The organism is Methanobrevibacter millerae (assembly GCF_900103415.1).
Classification (GTDB): domain Archaea; phylum Methanobacteriota; class Methanobacteria; order Methanobacteriales; family Methanobacteriaceae; genus Methanocatella; species Methanocatella millerae.
In genome coordinates, this window is sequence record NZ_FMXB01000017.1 from 1 (window position 1) to 24,737 (window position 24,737).

Genomic DNA, 24,737 nt, shown 5'->3' on the forward strand with positions numbered 1-24,737 from the left:
AAAAAATAATCAAAAAAAAATATCGTGATTAATCACTTTCCTACGATTATTTTATATAAACCAACACCAAAAATGAAAAGTTAATTTGTATACTGAATGTTGATTCCTACTCAAATAATTAATCAAAATAATTCATATAATCAAAAACGTATTTAAACCGTTTATTACAAACGTATACCAATACTAACACATTATAAAAAAAACACCCCCCCCATTGTGCAATTCATCCCCAACCTAGAAGAGGTTGGGGTATTCTTGCAATATTATGATAAACGCCTTTCTCGAATGTCTGGTCACTGGAATGCTCCGGAGCATAAGTATTTACTCCATCGCTGATACCTCCGATAATTCCAAGAATTAAAATTACCCCGATAATTGCCGTACCCATTGACTGACCCAATGTCTGGCCGGTTGTAACAATACCTGACGCGTTATTCTGGCCTTCTTCAGGAATATTGCTTAATGCAATGTCCACACCTAAAGCCATTACGAAACCGAGACCTGCTCCGAGTATAAAGAGTCCAGGCATTAATTCAAGCATTGTCGTATCCATTGTAAACTGCTGGCTTAAAATAAGACATCCTACGATTGCTATTATACATCCTATGGACATGAGTATCTTGTGATTCAGCTTTGCGGATAATTTTGGAGCCGTCAATGCGAAAAGAAGAAGACCCAAAGTCATCGGAAGCAAAGTCAAACCTGTGTTGAATGCGGATAACGCCAATACGCTCTGCAGATAAACGGAAACAGCAAACAATGTTCCACCCATAGCAAGATTAACCATTAACCTAAGGATAGTGCCCACACGCAGATTTCTGTCTTTTAATAATTCAACGTCAAGCAAAGGCACATTGCCTTTTCTTTTTCTTTTGATTTCAAACAATGCAAAGGCCGCCAGGACAATCAGGCCAACAACCATTGCAGCTATACTGAAAGTGGTATCGTCAGTCAGCATTAAAATACCTAAAACAAAGAGGACAAGACCTACAAATGAAATTATGGAACCGGTAATGTCCAAATCGCTTTTGGATCCCGTCGCTTCGAAATAAGGTATTTTGCCCTGAAGCGCAAGAACGACAAGAACGATTTTGAACCTCTCCGACCTTTTAGAGGTCGGGGAGGTTCAATATTAATTCCTATAATGTCATCTATTAAGCAATATCCCTTATTTAAGCGCATAATCTTTTCCTAATTTGAGAACTATTGAGCATAAAGTCTTATGAGTTTATATACTTCTTTTTTTATAATTATCAGTAATTGATATAATTTATACTTGTGATTATGCGCCATACCGGAGGAGATTTTATTACTGATCAGACACACATTTATAGAGAAAAAACCGATAGGGCCATTAAAAAGAGGCCGCCTTGGGTTGAATATAACTTGCACATTATTGTTTTGGGTTTAGTAATCATTTCCATGTTTATAGGCGTCATTGAAATTAATATAACTGACAACATTAAAATCGTTTTATTGCCTTTATTATATGCCCTGATTATGGGTTTGGCTCTTTTTTTGGCAAAACCCATTAAATTTGTAGGTCGTGACCAGGCTAAAGTAGCTGAAGGAGTAATGGTTTTATTCATTGGTGTTTTGATTGCTAAATTGGCTATTTCAAGCGGCCGGTCATTGGATGATATTTTTAATGTTGGTCCTGCTTTGATTTTGCAACAGTTTGGAGATTTGGGGACTCTTATAGCATTACCTGTCGCTTTATTATTGGGTTTTAGAAGAGAAGTTATTGGTATGACCAGTTCTATTTGTCGTGAACCGAATTTAGGAATTATCATTGACAAATACGGCTTCAAGTCTCCCGAGGCACGCGGAGTTTTAGCAATTTTTGTTATCGGATCCATTATCGGAACAGCCTTTATCAGTTTATTGTCAAGTATCAGCATTTCAGTTTTGCCGATTCATCCATATGCTTTTGCAATGGCATCAGGCATAGGGAGTGCAAGTATGAATGCGGCATCCTTGGCTTCAATATCCCATGCTTTTCCATCAATGGCCACTGAGTTTGAAGCTTTTGCCGGTTGCAGCAATTTGCTTTCATTCTGTTTCGGTATTTACATGTGCATGTTTGTTTCCATACCTCTTGCAGAAAAATTGTATGCGTGGTTATCTCCCCACATACTGAAGGGTGATGAAGACTCCATTGATGATGAGTACGATATTCAGGAGGTAAAGGAGGACAAGTATTTATCTAAAGAGGAATTAACTTTAGGTAAGATTAAAAGATGGGGCGCATTGCTTCTTGTCTTTTCAATTATTGTAACCGTTGGAAATGTTGTAGGTTATCACACCAGGGTAATCGATTCATTTATTGGAATGATAATAATTTCTCTTATTACTATTATCGGAATGTCTCTTGAAAGACTTATTCCATATGACATTCAGTCAATTATCTACATCAGCCTGATTGGCATAATTATAGCTATTCCCGGCGTTCCAACATCCAGTTTTGTCATGCATTATGTTTCACAAATTAATCTGGCCACCATCTGTACTGCATTTTTAGCATATGTTGGAATTGCAATAGGTAATGATTGGGGCGAATTTAAAAAAATCGGATGGAAAGGAATTATCATTACCATGATTGTCATTTCCGGAACATATCTCGGTTCTGCAACTATTGCACATCTGACGCTGGCAGTTACAGGCATGATTTAATTTTTTTAATTAATTCTCATTTAAAAATTTCAACTTATTTTAATTTCACTAATTTGAATTGAAAATTATTCGCAAGTCAAAAAAAAAATCCAGATATGTTATTTCCTGAATGAACGTGGTGTAGTTGGCCTTGGAATATCTTTATGGAATTCTATAGCCAAATCCATGATTTCAACAGAGATATCGCCCATTCTTTCGAATGATTTCACCACACGTGATATGTAAATATAATAATTCGACATTTCAATATCATCAAAGGAGGTTTCAATCATCTGATTGGCAATAAGATTCATGGCCTTTTGTTGAGTTTCATGGATTTTCTCTTCGGTATCCATCAAATCTCCACGCAATTCTATATTTCCATTGATAAAAGCCTCCGTTGAATATGAAATAGATTTCTGCGCATATTTATGCATCTTTTTTAATATCCCCAAAAGTTCATCATCAACCGGAGACTTCTCATTAATAACAAATTTGGCAATATGGCCCGAATAATCTCCAATACGTTCATAATTATAAGCCGCCTCATTAAACAATAAAATCTTGGAAAGTTTTGAATGGGGATCAACATCAACAACAGTTTCAACAGAGGCTCGAACCTTTTCATACATATTGTTTGTGGTAAAATCAGATTTTAAAGCTTCTTCTGCCAATTCCTTATCATTGCCTAAAATAGCATCAAAAGACATTTGAACCTGTTCCTTAACATGTTTACTCATGCTACTCAGCATGTTTTCAATTAAAAAAAATGCGGAATGCTGTCTGATATTAAAAACAGGGTTTGATGAACCATAGATTTCATCATACTTATTTAAATCAATGACATAAGCCCTTTTAACAATGTCTTCATCAATTAACGGTTTAAGCAATTGAGTGACATATCTGCGGCTAATATTTAATTTTTCGGCAATTTCGTCCTGAGTAGAGGGTTTATCAAAAAATATAACATCCAAAATATCTTCTAAAGTCTTATCGCTTCGCGCCATCAAAAATCCTCCCCAATAATTTAATTGAAAAATTCAACTTCAAAGGAATATTTAGCATTGTACTCCCCATTTAATTGTATGGATTATAATTTTTCATCACAACCTATTGCTTAATAAAAAGAATGATTTAAGAGTATTTAAATTTTACTAAAATGTGAATTTTTATTCACAAAAAGTGAACGAAATTAATGAAAAAAATATGTTCAAAATCAACAATTCAGATAATGGGAATAGAAAATCATGAAAATATACTTAAATGATGTGAACTTTGAATGTCTATAAAGTAAAAAGCAGATGTCCATGATATTTATCCTCCATTACACAATGTCTCAAAGGAGATTTTAAATCCATTATGTGGACAATGCCCCAGGTTTATAATTTGCTTCATCACATTCTTTGCTTCCGATATTAATTAAATCATCCTCAGTGTTGATTCCAACGTCGTTCAATTGCCTCTCAAGGACTTTGCCTATATTGGGCAGTTTAGACAAATCACCCATTTAATGCCTCCAAATAGCTGTTTTAGATAAAATCGATTTTTTCTTCTTTAAATAGATTTGGTCATTTTAGGATTTATACATTGCAGTATTTTTCAAATTTTTCGCTATTGACAAAATATTTAAAACACGAGATTCAAAGGTATAATTAATCTAAATTAGGATGTGAATATAATGGTAGACAACATAAAAACAACGGTTGAAGAATTGCGTAAACTTGTTAATGTCAACAATGTGATTGGAACACCTATTGAAACCGAAGATAAAATCCTCATTCCAGTAATGAGAATGGGAGTGGGTTTCGGTGCAGGTGAAAGCCTTTTCGGTAAGGACGGAGGAAACGCTGCAGGAGCAGGTGCCGGTGTTGAACCGATTTCAATGGTCATGATTCCTAAAAAAGGAAATGACGCTGAAGGCGTTCGCGTACTCGACTTAAGCAAAGGAAATGAAACCAACAAGGCTTTATCCGACATAGGTTTAATCATTACCGACATTGTAAAAAGTTACATGAACACGAACGACGACATCGATGAGGAAGAGTTTATTGAACCTGAATTTACAACATACGATGAAGAAAAAGAAAGCAAAGAATAGGAATTATATTCTATGTTAAACATCCTATTGATGATTATCCTATTAATCATCATTCTTATTTTTATTATCATACTCATTGGAGTCAGAATTACTTTAAAATGGGTAAAAATTGATAGTGAATATGACGGATGTGTACAAATACTTATTTTGAAAAAACTGAAAGTCTACACTTTCGACCTTAAATCCGATGACGACGAAGAGGAAGACGAGGACGAAGAGGACGAAGATGAAAAGATAGACATTAAAAAGATATATAAACTTGCCAAACCTTGTTTTAACGACTTTAAAGTATTCATTAAACAGGTCTTTAATGCAATCAGCATAAACAGGCTTGAAAACGATTTGGTTATCGGCTTTTCAAGTTTTGCCAAAACCGGAGAATACATAGGCTACATCTGGGCCGCCTTGGCTGTCGCTAATGAAATCATTCCCAATTCCCGCCTCAGGGCTCAGCCTTCATTTGCAGGCGAAGTGCTGAATTTCAAGGGAAGCGCAAACATTGACATAAGCATTGTAAAACTGATATGGCCTGTCATCAATCTGCTTTTGAAAAAGGAAGTAAGAACATTAATTAAGGGTGTTATAAATGGATGAATTGAAGGATTTGTTTTACAGAATCGCTGAAATAGAAAACATTAAAGAAATCCGCATTAAGGAGATTGAAATAAATCCGGATAAGGTCATTTACTTCGCCTTTAAGGAAAGCCAGAAAATCATCCGGGGACAGGTGACTTCCGGAAGCATCAAACCGATTGGCTTCATTTTGAAAATGGGCGGCGAATACTACTACTGTCCGCTCGATAAAAAGGAAATGGATAAGAAAGTCGTTAGAAAATTCTGTGAAGAGTTCATTTAGGAAGAGGAATGTTTTGCCTATCCACAATGATTTCAACAACTAATGGGCCTTTCAAATCTTTTTTTAATAAGAATTCCAGATCTTCCAATGTCGTAATTTGAACGGCATCGATTCCGTATGAGGAAGCCAATTTGATGAAATCCGGATTTTTAAGGTCTGTCTGATACGAATCCATTCCATAGATCTGCTCTTCCCACTGGCGGATGATACCATACTCAGAATTGTTTAAAATGAATACGATAACATCCAGATTGTTTTCCTTAAGCGTTGCAAGCTCCTGCAGGTTCATCTGAATGCCGCCGTCGCCGTTAATGGAGATGACCTTTTCGCCCGTCGCTATTGCCGCTCCGATAGCCGCCGGCAGTCCGTAGCCCATAGGAGCCGTTGCGCCCGGAAAGAGAAAGTGATTCGGGTATTTTGCATGATACAATAATGTTGAGAATGTTGTGTGTGAGCCCGCATCGTTGGCTATTATCTCATTGTCAAACCTGTTCAATATCCTTTTAATGGCTGCCTGCGGTTTCAGTTCATCATCGACGCCTTCCACTTCAACGGCATTGTCGATTTCAAGCAGTCCGTCAAGCCAGTCCACCTTATGAAATTCCAAAGATGCGATAACTTCCCCAACGCTTCCCTGAATCTGATATTTGCCTTTAAGTACATCTTTATCTATATTAACGTGAATGAACTTGTCCTCATCGATTTCGGGAAACGTTCTCTCGCTTGCTATTGAGCCTAAGGCGATTATGCAGTCACATTCATCAATTGCCTTTTTGGCCCTTGGAGTTGCCCTGATTCCAACCATGCCTAAATTGATCGGATTGTCTTCAGATATGATTCCCCTTGCATTGTAGGTGGTGGTTACCGGAATCCGGTACATTTCAGCAAGCATCTTTATGTTTTCGGCTTCAGATATTGCGCCTGCTCCCAAAACGAACAATGGCTTTTGTGAGCTTGAAATCAGTTTTTGAGCGTCCTCAATGCTTGAAACGTCATGTTCACACAAGTAGCACAAGTCGAATTCGACGAAATCCTCACTTAATAAAACGTCCCTTGACAGATTAATGTGGATTGGGCCTTTCGGATTGTTTTTAAGCTTGTACAAAGCGGTCTTAAGGGCGTGAACGGCTTCGCTTCCGTTCAATGGAGAATAGTTCTCATAAGTTACCTTTTCAAATACGTCCCTTAAGGGAATTGACTGAAAGAAATTGCCGTCCCTTTTTGCCAAATCGTTGTCTCCGGTTAATATGAGCATCGAAACGCTGTCCTTGAATGCTGCGGCCGTTGCCATGACCATATTCAATGCTCCCGGCGATGCGGTTGCCATGCAGACTCCGATACTGTCGGAGGTTCTTGTATATGCATCAGCTGCGTGAGCCGCCGCCTGCTCATGGCGCGTTAGGATATGAGTGATATTTGAATTTGACAATGCTTCATACATGGGCATTATCTGCTCGCCCGGAATCCCGAAAATGTGGTCAATTCCTTCTTCCTCAAGAAGCTCCACCATCCGGCGCGCTACGTTCATTCCTCTTCCTCCTGATAGGAGCCTGAGTACTCGCCTGAGCCTTCCACCTTGAAAACGACCGCCTGAGCTATCCTGTCGCCTGACTTGATTTTATACTCGAAGTCTCCGTGATTGTAAATCATGAACATCAGCGTTCCGTAAAATCCAGGATCTCCCACTGCCGTCTGGACTGAAACAAATGACCGAAGAAGAGTTGAGCGCGGAAGATAAAGCATAGTGTATCCTTTAGGGATTTTCACTTTTCTTTTGATGCTTGCCAGATATGCAGTATGGGGCTTTAATGTATATATGGGACCTGGAAGCTCCTTTAAATCGGGCAAGTTCTTTTCGTTGTCAATAAGAGAGCCTTCAGATGTCTGCTGATAAATCTTATCCAATTCCAAATCGATGCCTGAAGGCTGTACTAAATCTGCGAAATCCGGGAAAATTTTAACAAGTTCGTTTTGGCCAAGCATTTTAAATATCTCCTTAGGTTAATTTTTATACCTTGTTTTAAATATATTTAATTGGAGGAATTAAAATGCCTGTTATAACAATTGCTGGAAACGATGGAATTAGTGTAGAGAAAAGAAGAGAAATGGTTAAAAAGGTATCCGAAGTCGTTGCCGATGCCTACGACTTGCCTGTTGATGCGATTACAGTCCTGGTGCAGGCCTATCCAAAGGAAAGCATCGGAGTGGCCGGAGAACTTTTAAGTGACCGAAAATAAAAAAAATGAAAGGAAACCATTAACTTTCCTTTCTTATAACTTATCTCTTGAATTTTTTAAAGGAAGCTGTAAAAACACCAAATACTGAAAGCAGTATCAAAGCTAGCGGATTGCCCGCAGGCACCATTTTAGCTGAAGCGATTGACTTGGATACATCTTTATCGTCATCATCACTATCCTCAACGTCGATTTCCTCTTCCTCATAGGTTTCGTTATTGAGATTTAGAGAATCGGTCGTGAGATATGCTTTATTAATCATTTCCCCGACGGCAACTGCTTTTGTTGTAATGTGCAAAAAGACTTCTCCATCGCTTACGGCCAAATCACCAATTAGCCAAATGCCCGTATCAGGATTAAAAGTTCCTTTTGTTGTAGTGTGTGAAACGTACTCCAAACCGTCCGGCAACTGATCATATACTTTCACATTTTTGGCGGTGTCGTTGCCTAAATTAATAACGCTGACTTCCCAGACAACTTCTTCGCCTATTTCAATGTTCTCCTTGTCTGCATCATTGTCCAATACCAGATAGGCTGATGAATTGGAATCGCTCTCTGCAACCACGAAACTTTCAGACAATATCTCATCAGGCTCCTGACTCAACGCCAATTCATCGCCGCCATCATCAATTTCCATTGCACTGACAGACGTCAAAGAGAAAAAGGCCGTTAAAATTATAAATAATACTAAAATCGTATTTTTAATTTTAAAACCTCCTTATTCAATAATATGGCATTAATGATTTAAATACCAATGTGTAAAAGAAAGTTATATTAGAAATCACCGACATAATAACTAGCAAGATGTCATCTGAAAAATCATTTATTGCAAAAATGGCTGAAATCATTTTAAAATTCACCAAACCCGATTATATGGATTCAAAACAAAAGGTAGATGATTTTATAAATGATAGGCTTGACTCACCCCAAAAACCAGTTAAAAGCATTTTCAAAAGCATTGATTTTAATGGAACGCAGGTTTTCACTTTCGGCGATGAAAACTCCGAAAACGCAATACTGTATGTGCATGGGGGAGCATACATCAATGAAGTTAACTATCAGCATTTGTTATATTGCCGCAAGCTATCCGGAAAACTGGACTCTTATGTGGTAGTGCCCGTTTACCCGCTCGCCCCTTTGCATAAAGTGGAGGAAACATATGAAGTGATTGGTGAACTGTATAAAAGTTTAATGTCAAGGCAAAATCTTATAGTTATGGGAGACTCAGCAGGAGGAGGCTTTGTCCATTCATTCTGCCAGCACCTTAAAAGCATTAATTTAGCCCAGCCTCAAAAGATAATAACCTTTTCGCCATGGGTTGACATTTCAATGGGAAATCCACCATATGACAGCGCAAACGATCCGATTTTAGGCGAAATCGGGCTTCGGGAAATCGGAAAGTCCTGGGCAGGAGAAATGGACGTAAAAGACTACAGGGTAAGTCCATTATTTGGTGATAATGAAGGTCTGGCCGACTGTCTTATTTTTGCTGGTGAAAAGGAGATATTTTATAGGGACATCAAAAAATACGTTGAAAAGCTTGAATCCGACGGTGTTAACGTGAAATTTATAACAGGTCAGGGCTTGTTTCACATTTATCCGTTATTCCCCATACCCGAGGCAAAAAAAGCGTTTAAAGAATTAGAAAAAGAGATAATGCAATGATTATCTCATATAAAGTATAAACTTACCGAATTTTGGGATTCTATAGATAATCACAACTGCAATATAGCTTAAGATTATTAATAAAATCCAAAGGACTATGGCTTTTACAGGCTCTGAATAAGGCAGCTGAACAACCAGCGGAAGCAGAGGCAGTCTGAACAGGTTGTGCACTAAAAACACTGCAAATGAATATTTGGACAGGAATGAAACCAGTGGAAATGCCCTTACCTCACCCATTCTTGAACACAATTCAAACAGCGCAAATGAACCTGTGAGAATGAACGGGAACTCATACCATAAGGCGAAATCGTATCCCCTTACAAATGCATAATACTGGAAGAGAACGCATATTGCAAATGATACTATTGTGATTAATACCCAAATCCAACTGGAAATGTTTTTAAATTTATCTTTTTTAACCAGATATCCCAGAATTATGTAGATACCATAGATTCCGCCACTGAATCCGAGACAATACTGGATATTGACGTTTTGAATTCCGTGCATGTCAAGAAGCAATGAAATGAACGGAAGGAGAAAGGCCAAAAGCGTGAATACCACCGTTGCCTGCCAGATGGTTTCCCTGTCAAAGTGCTTGAGGGCGCTTGCAACAAAGGGCATTGACAGATACATTCCGATAATCATCGGCATATACCACATGTGGCTGAAAAAGAGGTTTCCGGCTTCGGCAACGTTAACCTGAGCAGAATTGGCCCCGACGAGCATCAGGCTGACTGCATAGATGATTGCCCAAATGACCGTGACTATGATTAATCCATTGCAGTTTTTGGTCCAGAACTTGCGAACCCGCTCGTCATCATAGGCCCTGTCCAGCAGCAGATAGCCCGTAATCATTAAAAAGAACGGAACCCCGATACGGCCAATAAATAGTGATGCGAAATTGAATATCCTTGAATATATCGTGTAATTCATAATCGCATCTGAAGATATGATAAAAATCCCGTCCGTTGCGTGAATGTATAAAACGGTCATGATTGCAATTGCCCGTACGAGATCAATCCATTCAATCCTATTTTTACTCATTGAAATTTTTTTCTCCATATCAATTATTAATAAGTACCAACGTTCGTAGGCAAAAATGGAATCAAGGCTTGCGTCGCTTTCGTTTTTCGGCTTTTCCCTTTGAAAGGTGCAAACAGCAACAGGGAATGAACCCCCATATTCCATCAAATTACCTAAAATAGTTTATGTTTTTATATTTATCTCTTTTATGTATATAAATTGTTGATGAAAAAATGTTAAAAAACATTATTAATTTATACATTGAATGATTATTCTATTGTGAATGAAATATTCTAATAAGTGAGTAAAATTGCTTTGAAAAATATATTTATGATAAAAACATAAATGATATACAATTAACCAAAAAGGAGTATGTAAAAATGAAAGAAAACGATATTCAGACGGCTGAATACACTGCTTTTAAAAGGACTATTGATCCCGAAATAATCAGATTAGCTCGTGAAAGAGAAAACAGACATTATTGTCTGGAAAAGATAGAATCCACGCATTATATGAGATGATGGGCATGGAAATAGACTATGATGAGATATTTCCCGAGCTGAATTAATCTTTGATTAAAATTTAAAAAAAGGAGTTAATATCCTCAACGGAATAACCCTTTTTAGCAATAGTATAACACTATTTAAACAAGATTAATGAGTTTAATACACTCTCTTTCGTATTTGAATCAATATCCTCATTTGTCAGGATATCTTTCACTGATTGAATTAGAGCGCGCATATTATGAAGTTCCTCATCCTTACTATGAAGTTCCTTATCCTTATTATGAAGTTCCTTATCCTTATTATGAAGTTCCTCATCTTTATTTTTAATTATATCATCTTTTTCTTTAGTTTGCTGTTCTAAAAATATTTCTAATGATGATCTTTTTTCTTTCATTTTCAATACCTTCCTCAATTCCTGTTTTTTCTTTTCATCGGCAATGTTTCGATCAATCATGATGTCTACAATGAAACAAATCTCACGTTTAACATCAAAATCAATGGTTTGGTCTTTTTCAATCAGGTAACAAACATCTTCGGTGACTTCTTCGGCAATATTGTCTTGAGCCAGTGTTGGAATCATTGCAAGACCACTTGTTTGATAGCTACTCAAGACTTTGTTAGAGTTAATTTTATCTTTAATAGTATTTAAAAGTTGAAGAAGTTCGTCTTCAGGTTTGTAAAGATAACCCGGCCTCAACATTAACGTCTCCGTTAACCCGATTTCTTTCATGCAGTCTTCTGGATCGACTTTGCTGATAACATAAGAATTTACTAATGCAGAATTATAAATGAGCAAAAATTTTGCATATTCAGCTATGGCTTTTAACTTTTCTTCATCAACCAATGTTGTTTGATTTTCTATGTTATTGATTATATTATCGCTTCTATAGTAGACAACATCCATTCTCAAATTTTTTTTACCCGGAGTGATGACTTCAGTTCCCATATTGTAGCAATATTCACCTTCCAGATCAAAAAACTCATGAATATGTTTTCCAAGTACAAGAAATGCGTATTTCATAGCCACATCCATATGTGCATAATAATCATTCATTGTTTTCAAATCCTTATTTTGTTTATTAATATTTTATTTAGAGCAATATAAATATTTTTTCTTTGATTTAAAGGCAATATTATAATGAACGAGTGAATTCACAAGAAGAGAGTAATATTCAAAAAGCGAGTAATCTTTATCAGATAAAAGAAGTTGTGGCATCCTTGCATTTATAAGATAAAATCAAATGAAAATTAGAAAAATTAAAAAAAAGAATCCGGATTGATCACGCCCCATCTCCCATGGCTGCGCACCAACCCATTAATTCAGCATTTCAAAATGCCTATAATCAATGATTTAGATTTAACGCAATGCAAATCCAAATAGAGAAAAAGGGAAAGATTATTTCCCTAATCGTTTGTGCAGTAATAGGTGATTCCGGTAACAAAACTAGGAACTGTATCTATTATTCCGAAGATTACGAGAATCGGAGTCCATTTTATAGCTCCTACCCCTCCAGTCCAAAGAGAAGCAACTATTCCGTCACCAAGTCCGCCACCGAACATTCCTCCTAATGCACCGGCTACACCGGTTGCGATACTTAATGTCAATACGCATTTCAACCTGTCGAAATTTACGTCATAAGTGTTTGCAATAATGATTCCGGCACCACCAGCACCTATAGCAGCACCTACAGCAAAACCAACAGCCATACCGATCAGAGGATTTGCTGTAACCACACTGACAACAGTCGCAACGATAGTGCCTATTACAACAGTAAATGTTGCGACTACAGTGGCTGTTTCTAATGACATACTCTCAGCAAAGTATACTGCTGAATTTTGACCATTTTCAGTGATTGATACACCATTAACAATTACCATACCGTTATCACCGACACAGACATCATTACCTTCACCGTATGCCTCATTTTCTGAAAAGATACAGTCCTGCAAGACCAGCAATCCTTGATTGAATATTGCTCCACCGTTTTTTGCGTAGTTGTTTTTGAAAGTACAGTTGATACATGTGACCATTCCTGTGTTGAGTATTGCTCCACCCCAATCTCTTTCAAACCAGTAATCCATTTGATTGTATTGGAAGTTTACACGATTAAAGACACATTGACCACCCATATTTTCGACAGCAGTATTGTAACCTGCAACGGTCAAATCAGTTGCGGAAAATACATCTCCTTCACCTAAAATAACCCATTTATATTCATCGTCCTCATCAAATGTGCCTGAAATATAAGCTCCGTTACCGTTCATGTTAAGCACATTGAATAAACTTGTGCTCATGTCCCATGGAGTGGTACATTTATATACTGGCAGGTATGGGGAGAATATTAAATTCATTCCTAAAGTAATAGGATTTAATTCAGCCACATTTTTGGCGTTTGCGCAATCCAAATCCAAACCTTCACTAATAACCCATATTTTTTCAGGCAGATAAAACTCCTGAAGAGCTTTTAAATAATCCTCTGTGCTGGAAACATATAGTGTTTCGATTACTGTGAATCTGGTTTCATAGTCATTATTCGTCAATTTCGTGAAAACATTATTGAAATTGTTGTTTTTAATGTTTTTAAAGTAGTAACTTTGTGAATAGTCAATATTGTATTGAGCATACTTAACACTGTGTATGGTAAATACAAAGTCCCCACTTTCATCATAATATGTGCTGTAATAGTAAGATCCGTCATCCAAATAATTTACTCCGCCACCGATAATGGAATTATAAATCAATGAAGTGATTTCATACCTTTCACCGCCTACAAATATGTAATATTCTTTGCCTATAATACTGTCCGTATTGATGTGAGTGCCTATAATGCCTTCATCGAAAACAGCTGAATCCGGATTATCGAAATAGACATTTGCCAAAGTCAGATTTTTACGCTTGTAATCAATGAATATTGCATTACCGAAGCTGCTGGAAGAGGAATTCAATATCAGTGTGTTGTTGATTGCATTGGATGTGCCTTCTATGAAAATTGCACCGCCTGAAATGTCAGCAGTATTATTTATGAAAAGACAGTCTTCAATAACACCTTCATTTCCAGTCCATGTTACAGCTCCACCGTTTTCTGCACGATTGTTAACGAAAATGCAGTCTTTAACAACACCGTTTGTTCCGGACCAGAGTATCGCACCACCGTTTTGCGCATAATTTCCAATGAAAGTACAGTTTGTAAGAATACCATTATTTCCATCCCATTCGACATAACTGCTACCGAATTTTTCGCCTGTAATATTGAAGTCAAAAATAAGGTTGTTTACATTCACATTGTTTCCGTTAACCCAAATCAGAGAGAGTCTGAAAATATCATTACCATAAATTCTATGTCCGTTACCGTTGATTGTTACATTGTTTGCAGAAATTGGATAAAAACAATTGCCCGGTTCAAAATAATAGTCTTTTGTTAAATTTAAAACATCACCATCTTTTAAATCAAAAATGATATCGCGCAATTCATCATATGTTCCGTCAGAAATTACTGCTTCGCTTTCAGTTATTTCCGGATAAACTTGTTCGTCACCATTCATTACCAAACATGATCCTTCAATATGGAAATCATCAACAGATTGGCCGAAGAGGTTAAGGAATCTGCAGTTGTTTACATTTAATATTAATGTTTTGTCGCCTTCATCAAAGTTATTTATAAATATTGAGTCTGCATAGTCTGAATTTGAATTGAACATTACGGAATTGCTGATAGTGTTGTCATATCCTCCAATGAAAATGGCGCCGCCTCGTGTTGCGAAATTTTCATTGAATAGGCAGTTGTCAATAAGACCATTGTTTCCAACCCAGTAGATTGCTCCACCATCTTCACCCCTATTGTTATTGAACTTGCAGTTTTCTAGGACTCCATTGTCTCCATACCATTCGACAGGACTTACCACTCTGGTGTAGTCCTCTCCATAGATGTTCCAGCAGGAAGTACTGTATTCATCATTGCGTGCCCTTGAATTTAGAATATTCAAGTTCACTATTGTTACGTTGTTTCCGGTTACTTTGAATATTGCAAAGTATCCGTTATCTCCGTATGCATCAATATAGTGTCCGTTACCGTTGATTACCACATTGTCTGCGTTGATGTTTATAATACGGTTTTTGGCAAGGTCATCATCTACGTCTTCAATTACATAGTCCCTTTGGATGTCATAGACATCGCCAGGTTGAAGGTTTTCAAGGTCATGTGCCAGGTCGTTGTAGTTTGGAATTTCAATTGCGTTAGTTAGAGTTTCATTATCAATTTCGACAGTTTCATCTCCACAGGCTGCAAGGTATGATCCGGCCAATGGAGTACATCCCATTTCTTCTGCATCTATTGTTATTTCGCATTCATCGACACATGCAAGGCCAACACCGGCAGTCTGGTTGACTTCGCTTGCAGATACGCAGGATGCGCCAATAACAATGCATAAAAATAGCATCAATAAAATCATTGGTTTTCTTAAATTAGGCATCTTGTATTCTCCATAATATTAAAGGCAATTTCATCACGGGACATAAATCGGGAGCTTATCCTATGATGGGCCAGGTAAGCATTAAAGCTTTCTTGAAAAAGTAGTTTAAATTGTAACTGGGGCAAACATGTCGGCCGCATGTATGATGATATGCCTGCGAAAAGACATGTGCACACAATCAGTAAAAATAACGGAATGAATCTGAAATTATATGTAACTTCAAAACATCCAACAATAACTACTCTAGAATATAGTTTATACTGGAGCATATATAAAGATTTTCGCAAGTAACCGCTTGCATGCATTCAGTTTTTGAAAATAAGCCATATATGAATGCTAATGATGTAAGTAAGCACTTGCATACATTATTTTTAAGCCAATGCATGAACATTTAAAACTTAAGGAGAGCTCCGTTAAGGCTTTGCTAAAACTAAAAAATTATTGTTTGATAAGATTACGCCATTATATTATTTAAAAATACTATTTGAATGAAGGAATTTTCACACATAACGTCAGAAACATTATCCGATAATTTAACATCGCATTACAGGAAAAAAAACAATATCTGCACTACGTCTTAAAAAAAAAAGAAAAAAGAGATTAAATAATCTCTTTTAAGCTATGATGGTTACTTTATTACTTATGGTAGCATCGCCATATTTTGAAGTAATAATGTATTCACCAGCTTGTAAATTAATGTTTAATTTTGCAATACCGCTGCTGTCAGTTGTACGATTATAGAACACACCATTAATGTTGAATTCTATTATCTGGTTTCCGTACGGATTGCCTGAACCGTCAACCAATTTTGCTTCAAATGGATTAACATCACCATATTTTTTAGTTAAATCTTCAGCAGTCAATGTCGGTAAAACCGTAACATTGTTGGACACCATGCTTCCCTCATATTCGGCAGTTATGATGTAATCTCCAGGGTTTAAGTTAAGGTTTAATTTAACTTGACCGGATTCATTGGTTTGTCTTTCATAGAATACACCGTTAATGTTGAATTTGACGATTTTTCCTTTGCCGACAGGGTTTCCATCATCACCAAGGATAGTGGCGGTGTATTGGGTTGCGTTTCTGAAGTATTTGACTATGTCATGGTTATCAACGATTCTTGGAATAACAATAATGGTATTTGATGCCTGTTCTGTAGTATTCGGGTTTATGGCGGTAATGATGTATTCGCCCTGTTCCAGATTAATGTTCAATCTGGCTAAACCTTTATCTCCAGAGATTGTACGATTATAGAATACTCCATTAATGTTGAATGTAACATTGGTTCCCTCTTTGAGGTAGTTGCCTTCACTGTCCAAAAATGTTGCATAGTATTGGGTTGCGTTTCTGTAGACTTTGGTAATGTCCGTTCCGTTAACTGTAGGCAATATTGTGACTGTTGAATTAACTGTAGTATCGTCCACTTTAACGGTTGCAGTATAATTGCCGCTTGACAGACCCAATCCGATTGATGCAGTACCGTTTTCATCCGTTTGTCTTGTGTATGTTGCTCCGTTGATTGTAATTTCAACGGTTGCATTGTTAAGTGCCTTGCCGGATTTTGTTACGTTAACGACAAATCTTTCAGGTCCATGATAGTATTTCGTTACGTCAGGCGCTTCAACAGTTAATCCTTCAAGAACGGTTATTAAGGCCGTGGTGTAGTTGCCTCGATAAGAAGAATCTCCAGAATAGGCAATTAGTGCTTCATATTCGCCGGATTCCAAAGGTGGGAAAATAATAGTTGCTTTTCCATTTTTAACTAAAGCCAGGTAAATTTCATCATTAATGTATGCGGATACTGTTCCTGCAGCATCTTCCGGCAATTCCACTTCGATTTCACCGTATTGGCCGACATCCAGTACAATATCATCGGCGCTAATATTGGCTTCTTTAGGAGGAATATAATTTACTATGGCATATTTATATGTGCAGTTTGACAACAGTCCGCTTGTTGTTGCATTAATCAAATAGCTGCCATAATCCCATAAATAAAAGGAATCATAAAGATCCCAATCATCGTTATAGAATGTTTTATACACTAAATCATTTATAAAGAATATTCCATAATCACTTACGATGTAATTGTAGCTATCATCCAGACATTCAGCTATCAAATAAATTAATGAGGATGTCGTATTTACAGTTTCGTTATATCCGATTCTCATAAGCGTTGGGGAGATGATTTCACCATCATTGTATATTACATTTAATAAATCATTGCCTTCAAGATATAATACGCCTTTACTGTAGACGAAGTAATCTCCATCCTCATATGAATACTCTTCCGTATTGTTGGATAATCTTACAAATGCGGATTCGCCAAGAATGATGTGATTTAATCCGTCAAATGTTGAATTGATTACGCTGGAGTTAATTTCTCCCGCATAATAGATGTCTGCTCCCAATCCTGTGCTTTCAAAATATGAATTCTGTATCGTTACGTTGTCCCCGTTGATGAGATAGATTGCATTACCCTGTTGAGCATCATTATCACTGAACAATACGTCATCAATCAAAAAGTCTTTCGCATTTTTAATGAAAATGGCTCCGCCAAATGTGCTTGCAATATTATCTAAAAATCCACAGCTTCTAATGGTAAAATCTGAAGCATTATTCTCAATATATATTGCTCCTCCACCGTATTTTTTATTATCTGTGGTAATCTCATTGTTTTTGAATATGGAGTTTTCTATTACGGTTTTTTCAACGGTTTTTTCGAAAAAGATTGCTCCTCCGGTACGTGCAGTGTATCCGCTGAAGAGACAATTGTCAATGTTTAAATCTGTTACATTGTTGATGAAGTATAATGCTCCTCCGCCAACAATCCTTTGGACAGGTTCGCCCTGCATTGTAAAGTTACAATTGCTGATATTGAGGTTTTCAGTGTTTTTATATACTGCCAAGGCTCCGCCATATCCTCCGGCGTTATCTCTGAATTCGCATTCGGAAATTGTATTGTTGATGGCATTGGCCATGAAGTAAATATTGCCTCCGTGGGTTGTATCGGAGTTTAAAGTGAAGACTGAATTATGGAATATGTTGTTTGTTGCGTCGCCTTCCACTGAGATTGCTCCTCCGCCGTATAATGGGTTATTGGTAAATGCTGAGTTATTGTTGAATGTGTCATTTTCAAATGTCCACTGATCCATATCTCCTTCTACGAATATTGCTCCGCCGGCACGTGCACTGTTGTTTTCAAACAATGAATGTGCGACATAAGCGGATGTGAGGTTTCCCAATACATATAGCGCTCCTCCGCCGATAATGTCACTGTCAGTTCCTTTGCTGTTTGTGAAATTGGATTCATATATGAGAAGCTCTTCAGTATTACCAAGGAAAATTGCACCGGCATACGGCGCATAGTTTGCGTCAAATGTTGATTTGAAAAATGCTAAACGATCATTGTTTGATTTGAGCATGATTGCTCCTCCGGCGGTTGATGCTGTATTGTATCCGAAGGTACTTTCAGTTACAAACAGGTATTCGGCATTTCCTTCAACATCAATTGCTCCTCCACCGTAATTTGATTGGTTAGTAGTAGCCTTGTTGTACATGAAGTAACTGCTGTTTATTAATGCATAGTTCAGGTCACCTTCCACATAGATTGCTCCTCCAGCACGTGCGGTGAGTGAGGTAAACTCACAATCATTTATGAACAATCTATTTGCATCGTTTATGAAGTATAGTGCTCCTCCACCGATAATTTCCATTGGAGCTTCCATTAAATCTTCATCAGTTGTAAATATACAACGTATCAGGCTCAGATCTTCACTCATGTTACTTACTGCAATTGATCCTCCGTACGGTGCATAGTTATTAATGAAAATGCATGAATCAAAGGTATTGTTTTTATCATTGCCCATGAATTTAACGGCTCCACCATGTGTTGTAGCAGTGTTTGATGCGAATTTTTCCAATATAAAGGCATTGTTTGTTGCATCACCCTGCACTGCAATCGCTCCTCCACCGTAGTAGGTGTTATTGGTAAACGCAGTGTTATTCTCGAAATAAGTATTGTTAATGATGCTTTGGTCCATATTGCCTTCCACATAAATTGCACCGCCGGTACGTGCACTGTTGTTTATAAATTTGGAGTTTATTATCCTTGCTTTTGTGAGGTTTCCTATTACGTATAATGCTCCACCCCCAACAATATCTCTATTGGTTCCTTTGTTGTCATTGAACTCTGAGCGGGATATAATCAGTGATTCTGTGTTTCCAAGAGAAATACCCCCGGCAATTGGTGCATAGTTATCATTGAATTTTGATGAGGCTATTGCGATGTTTGAATTGTTTCCCCTGAATTTGATTGCACCTCCGTGGGTTAATGCGGTGTTGTTTGTAAATTCACTGCCCATTATTATTGTGTAGTTTGCATTTCCCTCTATAGCAATTGCTCCTCCGCCGTAATATGTGTTGTTGGTAGTGGCTTTATTGTTTTTAAATTTAGTGCCGTTTATTAGGCCGGTGTTCAAGTTTCCTTCTATGTAAACTGCTCCGCCAGTACGTGCGGTGAGTGAATCGAACTCACATCCGCTTATAAGCAATTGATTTACATCGTTTATGAAGTATATTGCCCCTCCACCGATGATTTCATCGGAAGTCTCTCCAGTCATTGTGAAAGTGGAGTCAATTAGGTAAAGTCTTTCGCTGTTGTTGCTTGCGGCTATTGATCCGCCGTATGGTGCGAAGTTGTCAGCAAAGGTACAGTTGACAAATACATTGCCTATATCGTTGTTCATGAATTTGACAGCACCACCATGCGTAGCGGCAGAATTCATGATAAATGATGTTGCATTAAATATGTTGTTTGATGCATTGCCTTCTACTGCAATTGCACCTCCGCCATATTTTGTTTTATTATTAAGTGCAGTATTATTTATGAATTTATTGTTAAAGAACATTGAATTGGATAATTCCTTTTCTACAAATATTGCTCCACCAGTAAGCACGGTAAAGTTATTGAATTCACAATTCTCCATATCAACGAACGTTGCATTTCCTATGAAGTATATTGCTCCACCACCATTTATGTTGCCTTCACGAGGTTTAGTTACTTTAAAGTCGCATCCGTCAAAGGCAATGAGATTCGCATTCTTATCAAACGTTATGCTCCCGCCAAATCCTGAAGGGGCATAGTTATTTTCAAATGTGTCATTTTCAAATAAAGCCATGGATACGTCATCATTGAAGTTGATTGCTCCGCCTGCATATCCATTATCGGATAATGAATTGTTTGTAAATACTGAATTTGTAATGCTGACATTGGTAATTGCTTTTTCAAATAGAATCGCTCCTCCCTGTTGGGATTTTGCATTTGCAAATACGATATTGTTCAATACGATATTATTTGTAGCATTAATGAAAAATATTCTGGCCTGATTTGCTGCGTTGATAGTAAAACCATTTCCTTCAATAGTTAAACTTTTATTAATTATTATTCCTCCTGCATTGAAGGTATCATCATAAGTATAATTATTTGATAACTCTATTGTTGAACCTTCACTAGCATTATTGATTTTTTCCTGTAATTCAATAAAAGTGCCCGAATCGACACTATCCACTAGTACATCATTATTTGATACAGTTAGTACGTCTGTATCGGCATCTGTTTTATTTATATCGCCGGCAGAAACAGCAGCCATCGATATAATAAATAGAATTAAACAGATAACAATAAAATATTTTTTTTGCATAATCTTAACGTCCTCTTTCAAAATATTATACGGCAAATTACCATATACAAGTAATATTATGTTCTTTGAATTTTATACCTTTTACTATAATTGGAGAGCATTTCTATCAAATTGAATTAAATTGAAAAAAATAACAATATAAATCAAACAAAATTTTTTCCAAAAAATAAGAATTAGCTAAAAAAATTTTGCGAAAATCTTAAGTTTTTAAATATCTAATGAAATAAAGCATATATTAACTGAAATTTTAGGAGAAAATTATGAAAAAGATTATGATTTTTTTAGTTATGCTTCTTTTATTCATATCAATCGGTGCCGTTTCGGCTGATGGAAACTTCACCGCACTCAATAATGAAATCAATTCAAGCACGGACAGCATAGAAATAACTCAGGATTACATATTTGACAATTCGACGGATAAAGATATTGGCAGTGGAATTCCAATTAATAAGGATAATTTTACAATTAACGGTAACGGCCACACCATAGACGCCTCAAATCAGGCCAGATTCTTCCACAATAACGGAACCCTTACCATAAACAATCTTATTTTGATTAATGCCGACAGGCCAGGAAAGGGTGGAGGGGCAATATTCAATGATGGTTTGGTTATTTTAAACAACGTAACATTCATAAACTGCAATGCTAGATATGGAGGAGCATTATTCGGCTACGGAGCATTCATAATAACCTATTCAAGATTTATCAATAATTCGGCCGAATGGGGAGGGGATATCTACTCCACGAACGAGATGACTGTTGCCGGTTCAACGTTTTCCGGCTCCAAAGCAACTTATGCCGGATCGATATACTCCAACAAGAATAACCTGGTAATTATCAATTCGACTTTTAAGGATTCATATGCGGATAAAACCGGTGGAGCAATAGGAATTTCTGAATTTGAGAGCATAAAAATCAACAATTGTACATTTATAAACTCCAAATCCATTAAAAATGGAGGTGCAGTCTATATTGATGCTGCCTGTGGAAAACTTTCCAATAACAAAACCCAATATGCGAAACTGACGGATACGAGATTCGTTGACTGCAGCAGCGAATTCGGCGGCGCTTATCTGCAGCTGGGCGGTACGCTGGATATTGAAGGCTGTGAATTCATCAACAACAGCGCTTCATCAAGCGGCGGTGCATTCTACACTTCACATGCCAACATCAGCATGAAAAGCACCAGATTCATTGACAATTCCGCTTCAGGAAATGGCGGCGCAATCTTCATTGACCTGACAAATTCCACACTGGACAATCTGACGTTAACTGGAAACAAAGTTGAAAACGCAAGCTTATTTAATCCCGGCACGATTTACGCCTATGATTCAAGCATCTACCTTAAAAATTCATTTTTCAACAACACAAAATACAGCTTGGCTTCATTTTTCACCTCCGAATATCTCGACGAGAACAATACTGTAAATGACGATGAATTCCTGTGGAATTATGAAATTTATCTATCTGGATATGAGGATGAAGGATTGGAAATCACCCAAATCAACAATACAATAGACGTAAGCGTTCTTCCATCCAGATTTGATTTGCGCGACTGGGGCTGGGTAAGTTCCGTTAAAAATCAGGGAAACAAGGGTTTCTGCTGGGTTTTTGCAACAGTTGGTGCTTTGGAATCTGCACTTTTAAAGGCGACCGGTGTGGAATATGACTTTTCGGAAAACAATATCGGAGACAACGGAATAATCTACAGCCATTATGGAAACGTTGAAAACTCAGAAGGCGGAATTCAAACTACCGCACTGGGACTTGTTTTAAGCTGGTTCAGCCTCATACCTAAAGAATATGATATTTATGATGAAATGGGCAAGATATCCAACGTTATAGACTCCGTAAACAAAATCCATATTCAGGATGCGATTTTAATCCCTATTGAAAAAAGCGATGATTACATCGTCACCAATAAAACAAACGCCCTTCTTAAACAGGCATTAATGAAATATGGTGCCGTTACAGCATCAATAGCCGGTGACGGCGAATATTTCGACGATACAACCTCTTCAATATATAACAATAAGGTTAATGAAGCCAATCATCTGGTCTGTCTTGTCGGCTGGGATGACAGCTATTCAAAAGACAACTTCAAAACAACCCCTCCGGGCGACGGCGCATGGATAATAAAAAACAGCTGGGGTACGGATTGGGGAAATGAAGGATATGCATACGTATCATATTATGACACTTCAATCATGGGACCCGATAATGAAGGATTTGGGGAAATCCCATACATGTTTGCATTCGTGATTGAAAACACTGAAAATTACCGGTACAATTATCAGACCGATATGATTGGACTCAGGCAATTCGACACAAACTTTACATATTATTCCAACGAATTCACTGCTACCGCCAACAACCTTTTGGGCGCTGTCGGCACTTACTTCAATGACACGGGAGTGGATTACGAGTTTAATGTATATGTAAATGATGAGCTGAAGCTTACGCAGAACGGCACAAGCGAATTTGCAGGATTCAGAACAATCAAATTGAATGAATGCATTCCGGTTAAGGAAAACGATACCTTCAGGGTAGTATTCAAAAACAGTATAGTTCCTTATCAGGCAAAATCAAGACAGCATTATTTGGCAAACAGAAGCCTTGTAAGCTCTGACGGCGAAAGCTGGATTGATTATGCAACACTTAACATGACAGTCTGTTTAAAAGTCTATGCATTTGATTTGGCTGTTTATACACAAGATCTGGTAAAAATTTATAAGAACGCTTCCAAGTTTGAGGCCCATGTCGGTGATGCGGGCGTTAACGTGACCTTTGAGCTTAACGGCATTAATTATACGCGCATGAGTGATGAAAACGGTACCGCTTCAATAGCCATTAACTTAAATCCCGGAGAATATTCAATTAAAACGATTTACGGCAATTATTCAGTTGAAAACACCATTACGGTATTGCCTACGTTAATTGCCAGTGATTTGGTTAAATATTTCAGGAACACCTCACAGTTCTACATTACGTTAATTGACGGTGAAGGAAACCCTGTTTCTAACGTTAACATTACCATGAACATTAACGGCGTGTTCTATAATCGCGCAACCAATGAAAACGGTACTGCAAGGTTGAACATTAATTTGAACCCCGGCGAGTACATATTAACGGCTTTAGATCCTTTAACCGGTCTTCAGATGTCCTATAACATCACGGTTTTATCCACACTGGAAGCTGACGATTTGGAAATGAGGCATAAGGACGGTTCAACGTTTAATGTTAGTGTTTTAGATGGCGAAGGCAAGGCGCTGGCCGGCGTTAACGTAACCTTCAACATTAATGGAGTCTTTTATAACAGAACAACCGATTCCGAAGGTATAGCCAGATTAAACATTAATTTAATGGCCGGAGAATACATCATTACCTCAGAGTATGATGATTTAAGAATTTCAAACACAATTTCGATTAAGGATTAATATTAATCCTTACATTCTTTTTTTGACAATATTCATTAATTTCACTACTTTTTACTCCCACATTCAAATATTGCTCTAAGAGAGTAATTTTTAAAAA

General features: G+C 37.3%; 18 protein-coding genes. 8 read left to right on the plus strand and 10 right to left on the minus strand.

Annotation, left to right across the window (positions count from 1 at the left end; genetic code table 11):
* Nucleotides 1-223: 223 nt before the first annotated feature.
* A complete protein-coding gene (locus F3G70_RS09230) occupies nucleotides 224-1,021 on the minus strand; it encodes an MFS transporter (RefSeq protein ID WP_223166059.1) in 798 nt (265 codons plus the stop codon).
* A 263-nt stretch (nucleotides 1,022-1,284) separates the two neighbouring features.
* Here F3G70_RS09230 and F3G70_RS09235 point away from each other — a divergent pair, with 263 nt between their 5' ends.
* Nucleotides 1,285-2,673 carry a DUF3100 domain-containing protein gene (locus F3G70_RS09235; protein WP_149732455.1) on the plus strand — a complete coding sequence of 463 codons (1,389 nt, stop codon included), beginning with the start codon at nucleotides 1,285-1,287 and terminating at the stop codon, nucleotides 2,671-2,673.
* Nucleotides 2,674-2,771: 98 nt separating this feature from the next.
* Here F3G70_RS09235 and F3G70_RS09240 read toward each other — a convergent pair whose 3' ends face one another.
* Together F3G70_RS09240 and F3G70_RS09245 are read right to left on the minus strand one after the other, a co-directional pair.
* Nucleotides 2,772-3,659: a phosphate signaling complex PhoU family protein gene (locus F3G70_RS09240; protein ID WP_149732417.1), complete on the minus strand. Its 888-nt coding sequence runs from the start codon at nucleotides 3,657-3,659 to the stop codon at nucleotides 2,772-2,774.
* 350 nt (nucleotides 3,660-4,009) lie between these two features.
* Nucleotides 4,010-4,159 (minus strand): TfoX/Sxy family DNA transformation protein, encoded by a 150-nt coding sequence (locus tag F3G70_RS09245; RefSeq protein ID WP_149732418.1) that lies wholly within the window; start codon nucleotides 4,157-4,159, stop codon nucleotides 4,010-4,012.
* Nucleotides 4,160-4,330: 171 nt separating this feature from the next.
* Here F3G70_RS09245 and F3G70_RS09250 point away from each other — a divergent pair, with 171 nt between their 5' ends.
* From F3G70_RS09250 to F3G70_RS09260, 3 genes are all read left to right on the plus strand, one after another.
* Nucleotides 4,331-4,750, plus strand: coding sequence for a GerW family sporulation protein (locus F3G70_RS09250; RefSeq protein WP_149732419.1), 420 nt, complete (start codon nucleotides 4,331-4,333; stop codon nucleotides 4,748-4,750).
* 147 nt (nucleotides 4,751-4,897) lie between these two features.
* The gene (locus tag F3G70_RS09255; protein ID WP_188118139.1) at nucleotides 4,898-5,344 is read left to right on the plus strand and encodes a DUF2953 domain-containing protein; all 447 of its coding nucleotides are present in this window, start codon (nucleotides 4,898-4,900) and stop codon (nucleotides 5,342-5,344) included.
* Complete coding sequence (locus F3G70_RS09260) at nucleotides 5,337-5,606, plus strand: hypothetical protein (protein WP_149732421.1); 270 nt, start codon at nucleotides 5,337-5,339, stop codon at nucleotides 5,604-5,606. Before F3G70_RS09255 ends, F3G70_RS09260 begins: the two co-directional genes overlap by 8 nt.
* Here the strand turns inward: F3G70_RS09260 and F3G70_RS09265 are convergent.
* Together F3G70_RS09265 and F3G70_RS09270 are read right to left on the minus strand one after the other, a co-directional pair.
* Entirely contained in the window at nucleotides 5,599-7,134 is a 1,536-nt protein-coding gene (locus F3G70_RS09265) for a thiamine pyrophosphate-binding protein (RefSeq protein WP_149732422.1), read from the minus strand. The two genes, F3G70_RS09260 and F3G70_RS09265, sit on opposite strands and share 8 nt — an antisense overlap.
* Nucleotides 7,131-7,589, minus strand: coding sequence for a dCTP deaminase (locus F3G70_RS09270; protein ID WP_149732423.1), 459 nt, complete (start codon nucleotides 7,587-7,589; stop codon nucleotides 7,131-7,133). Before F3G70_RS09270 ends, F3G70_RS09265 begins: the two co-directional genes overlap by 4 nt.
* Before the next feature lie 65 nt (nucleotides 7,590-7,654).
* Here F3G70_RS09270 and dmpI point away from each other — a divergent pair, with 65 nt between their 5' ends.
* Nucleotides 7,655-7,843, plus strand: a complete 189-nt coding sequence (dmpI, locus tag F3G70_RS09275; protein WP_149732424.1) for a 4-oxalocrotonate tautomerase DmpI — start codon at nucleotides 7,655-7,657, stop codon at nucleotides 7,841-7,843.
* Between the two features lie 40 nt (nucleotides 7,844-7,883).
* Here dmpI and F3G70_RS09280 read toward each other — a convergent pair whose 3' ends face one another.
* On the minus strand, nucleotides 7,884-8,495 hold the full coding sequence (locus F3G70_RS09280) for a DUF11 domain-containing protein (RefSeq protein ID WP_223166060.1): 612 nt from the start codon (nucleotides 8,493-8,495) through the stop codon (nucleotides 7,884-7,886).
* A 149-nt stretch (nucleotides 8,496-8,644) separates the two neighbouring features.
* Here F3G70_RS09280 and F3G70_RS09285 point away from each other — a divergent pair, with 149 nt between their 5' ends.
* Complete coding sequence (locus F3G70_RS09285; RefSeq protein WP_149732426.1) at nucleotides 8,645-9,505, plus strand: alpha/beta hydrolase fold domain-containing protein; 861 nt, start codon at nucleotides 8,645-8,647, stop codon at nucleotides 9,503-9,505.
* On the opposite strand, the gene F3G70_RS09290 is transcribed toward F3G70_RS09285, so the two are convergent.
* Complete coding sequence (locus F3G70_RS09290) at nucleotides 9,506-10,693, minus strand: acyltransferase (RefSeq protein ID WP_149732427.1); 1,188 nt, start codon at nucleotides 10,691-10,693, stop codon at nucleotides 9,506-9,508. It abuts the gene before it with no gap.
* A gap of 215 nt (nucleotides 10,694-10,908) precedes the next feature.
* Here F3G70_RS09290 and F3G70_RS12115 point away from each other — a divergent pair, with 215 nt between their 5' ends.
* Complete coding sequence (locus tag F3G70_RS12115; RefSeq protein ID WP_188118140.1) at nucleotides 10,909-11,049, plus strand: hypothetical protein; 141 nt, start codon at nucleotides 10,909-10,911, stop codon at nucleotides 11,047-11,049.
* A gap of 118 nt (nucleotides 11,050-11,167) precedes the next feature.
* On the opposite strand, the gene F3G70_RS09295 is transcribed toward F3G70_RS12115, so the two are convergent.
* From F3G70_RS09295 to F3G70_RS09305, 3 genes are all read right to left on the minus strand, one after another.
* A complete protein-coding gene (locus tag F3G70_RS09295) occupies nucleotides 11,168-12,067 on the minus strand; it encodes a hypothetical protein (RefSeq protein ID WP_223166061.1) in 900 nt (299 codons plus the stop codon).
* A 371-nt stretch (nucleotides 12,068-12,438) separates the two neighbouring features.
* Entirely contained in the window at nucleotides 12,439-15,504 is a 3,066-nt protein-coding gene (locus tag F3G70_RS09300) for a hypothetical protein (RefSeq protein ID WP_149732429.1), read from the minus strand.
* A 614-nt stretch (nucleotides 15,505-16,118) separates the two neighbouring features.
* Entirely contained in the window at nucleotides 16,119-21,152 is a 5,034-nt protein-coding gene (locus tag F3G70_RS09305; RefSeq protein ID WP_188118141.1) for a right-handed parallel beta-helix repeat-containing protein, read from the minus strand.
* 311 nt (nucleotides 21,153-21,463) lie between these two features.
* Here F3G70_RS09305 and F3G70_RS09310 point away from each other — a divergent pair, with 311 nt between their 5' ends.
* Nucleotides 21,464-24,640 carry a C1 family peptidase gene (locus tag F3G70_RS09310; RefSeq protein ID WP_149732431.1) on the plus strand — a complete coding sequence of 1,059 codons (3,177 nt, stop codon included), beginning with the start codon at nucleotides 21,464-21,466 and terminating at the stop codon, nucleotides 24,638-24,640.
* The last annotated feature ends 97 nt before the right edge of the window (nucleotides 24,641-24,737 follow it).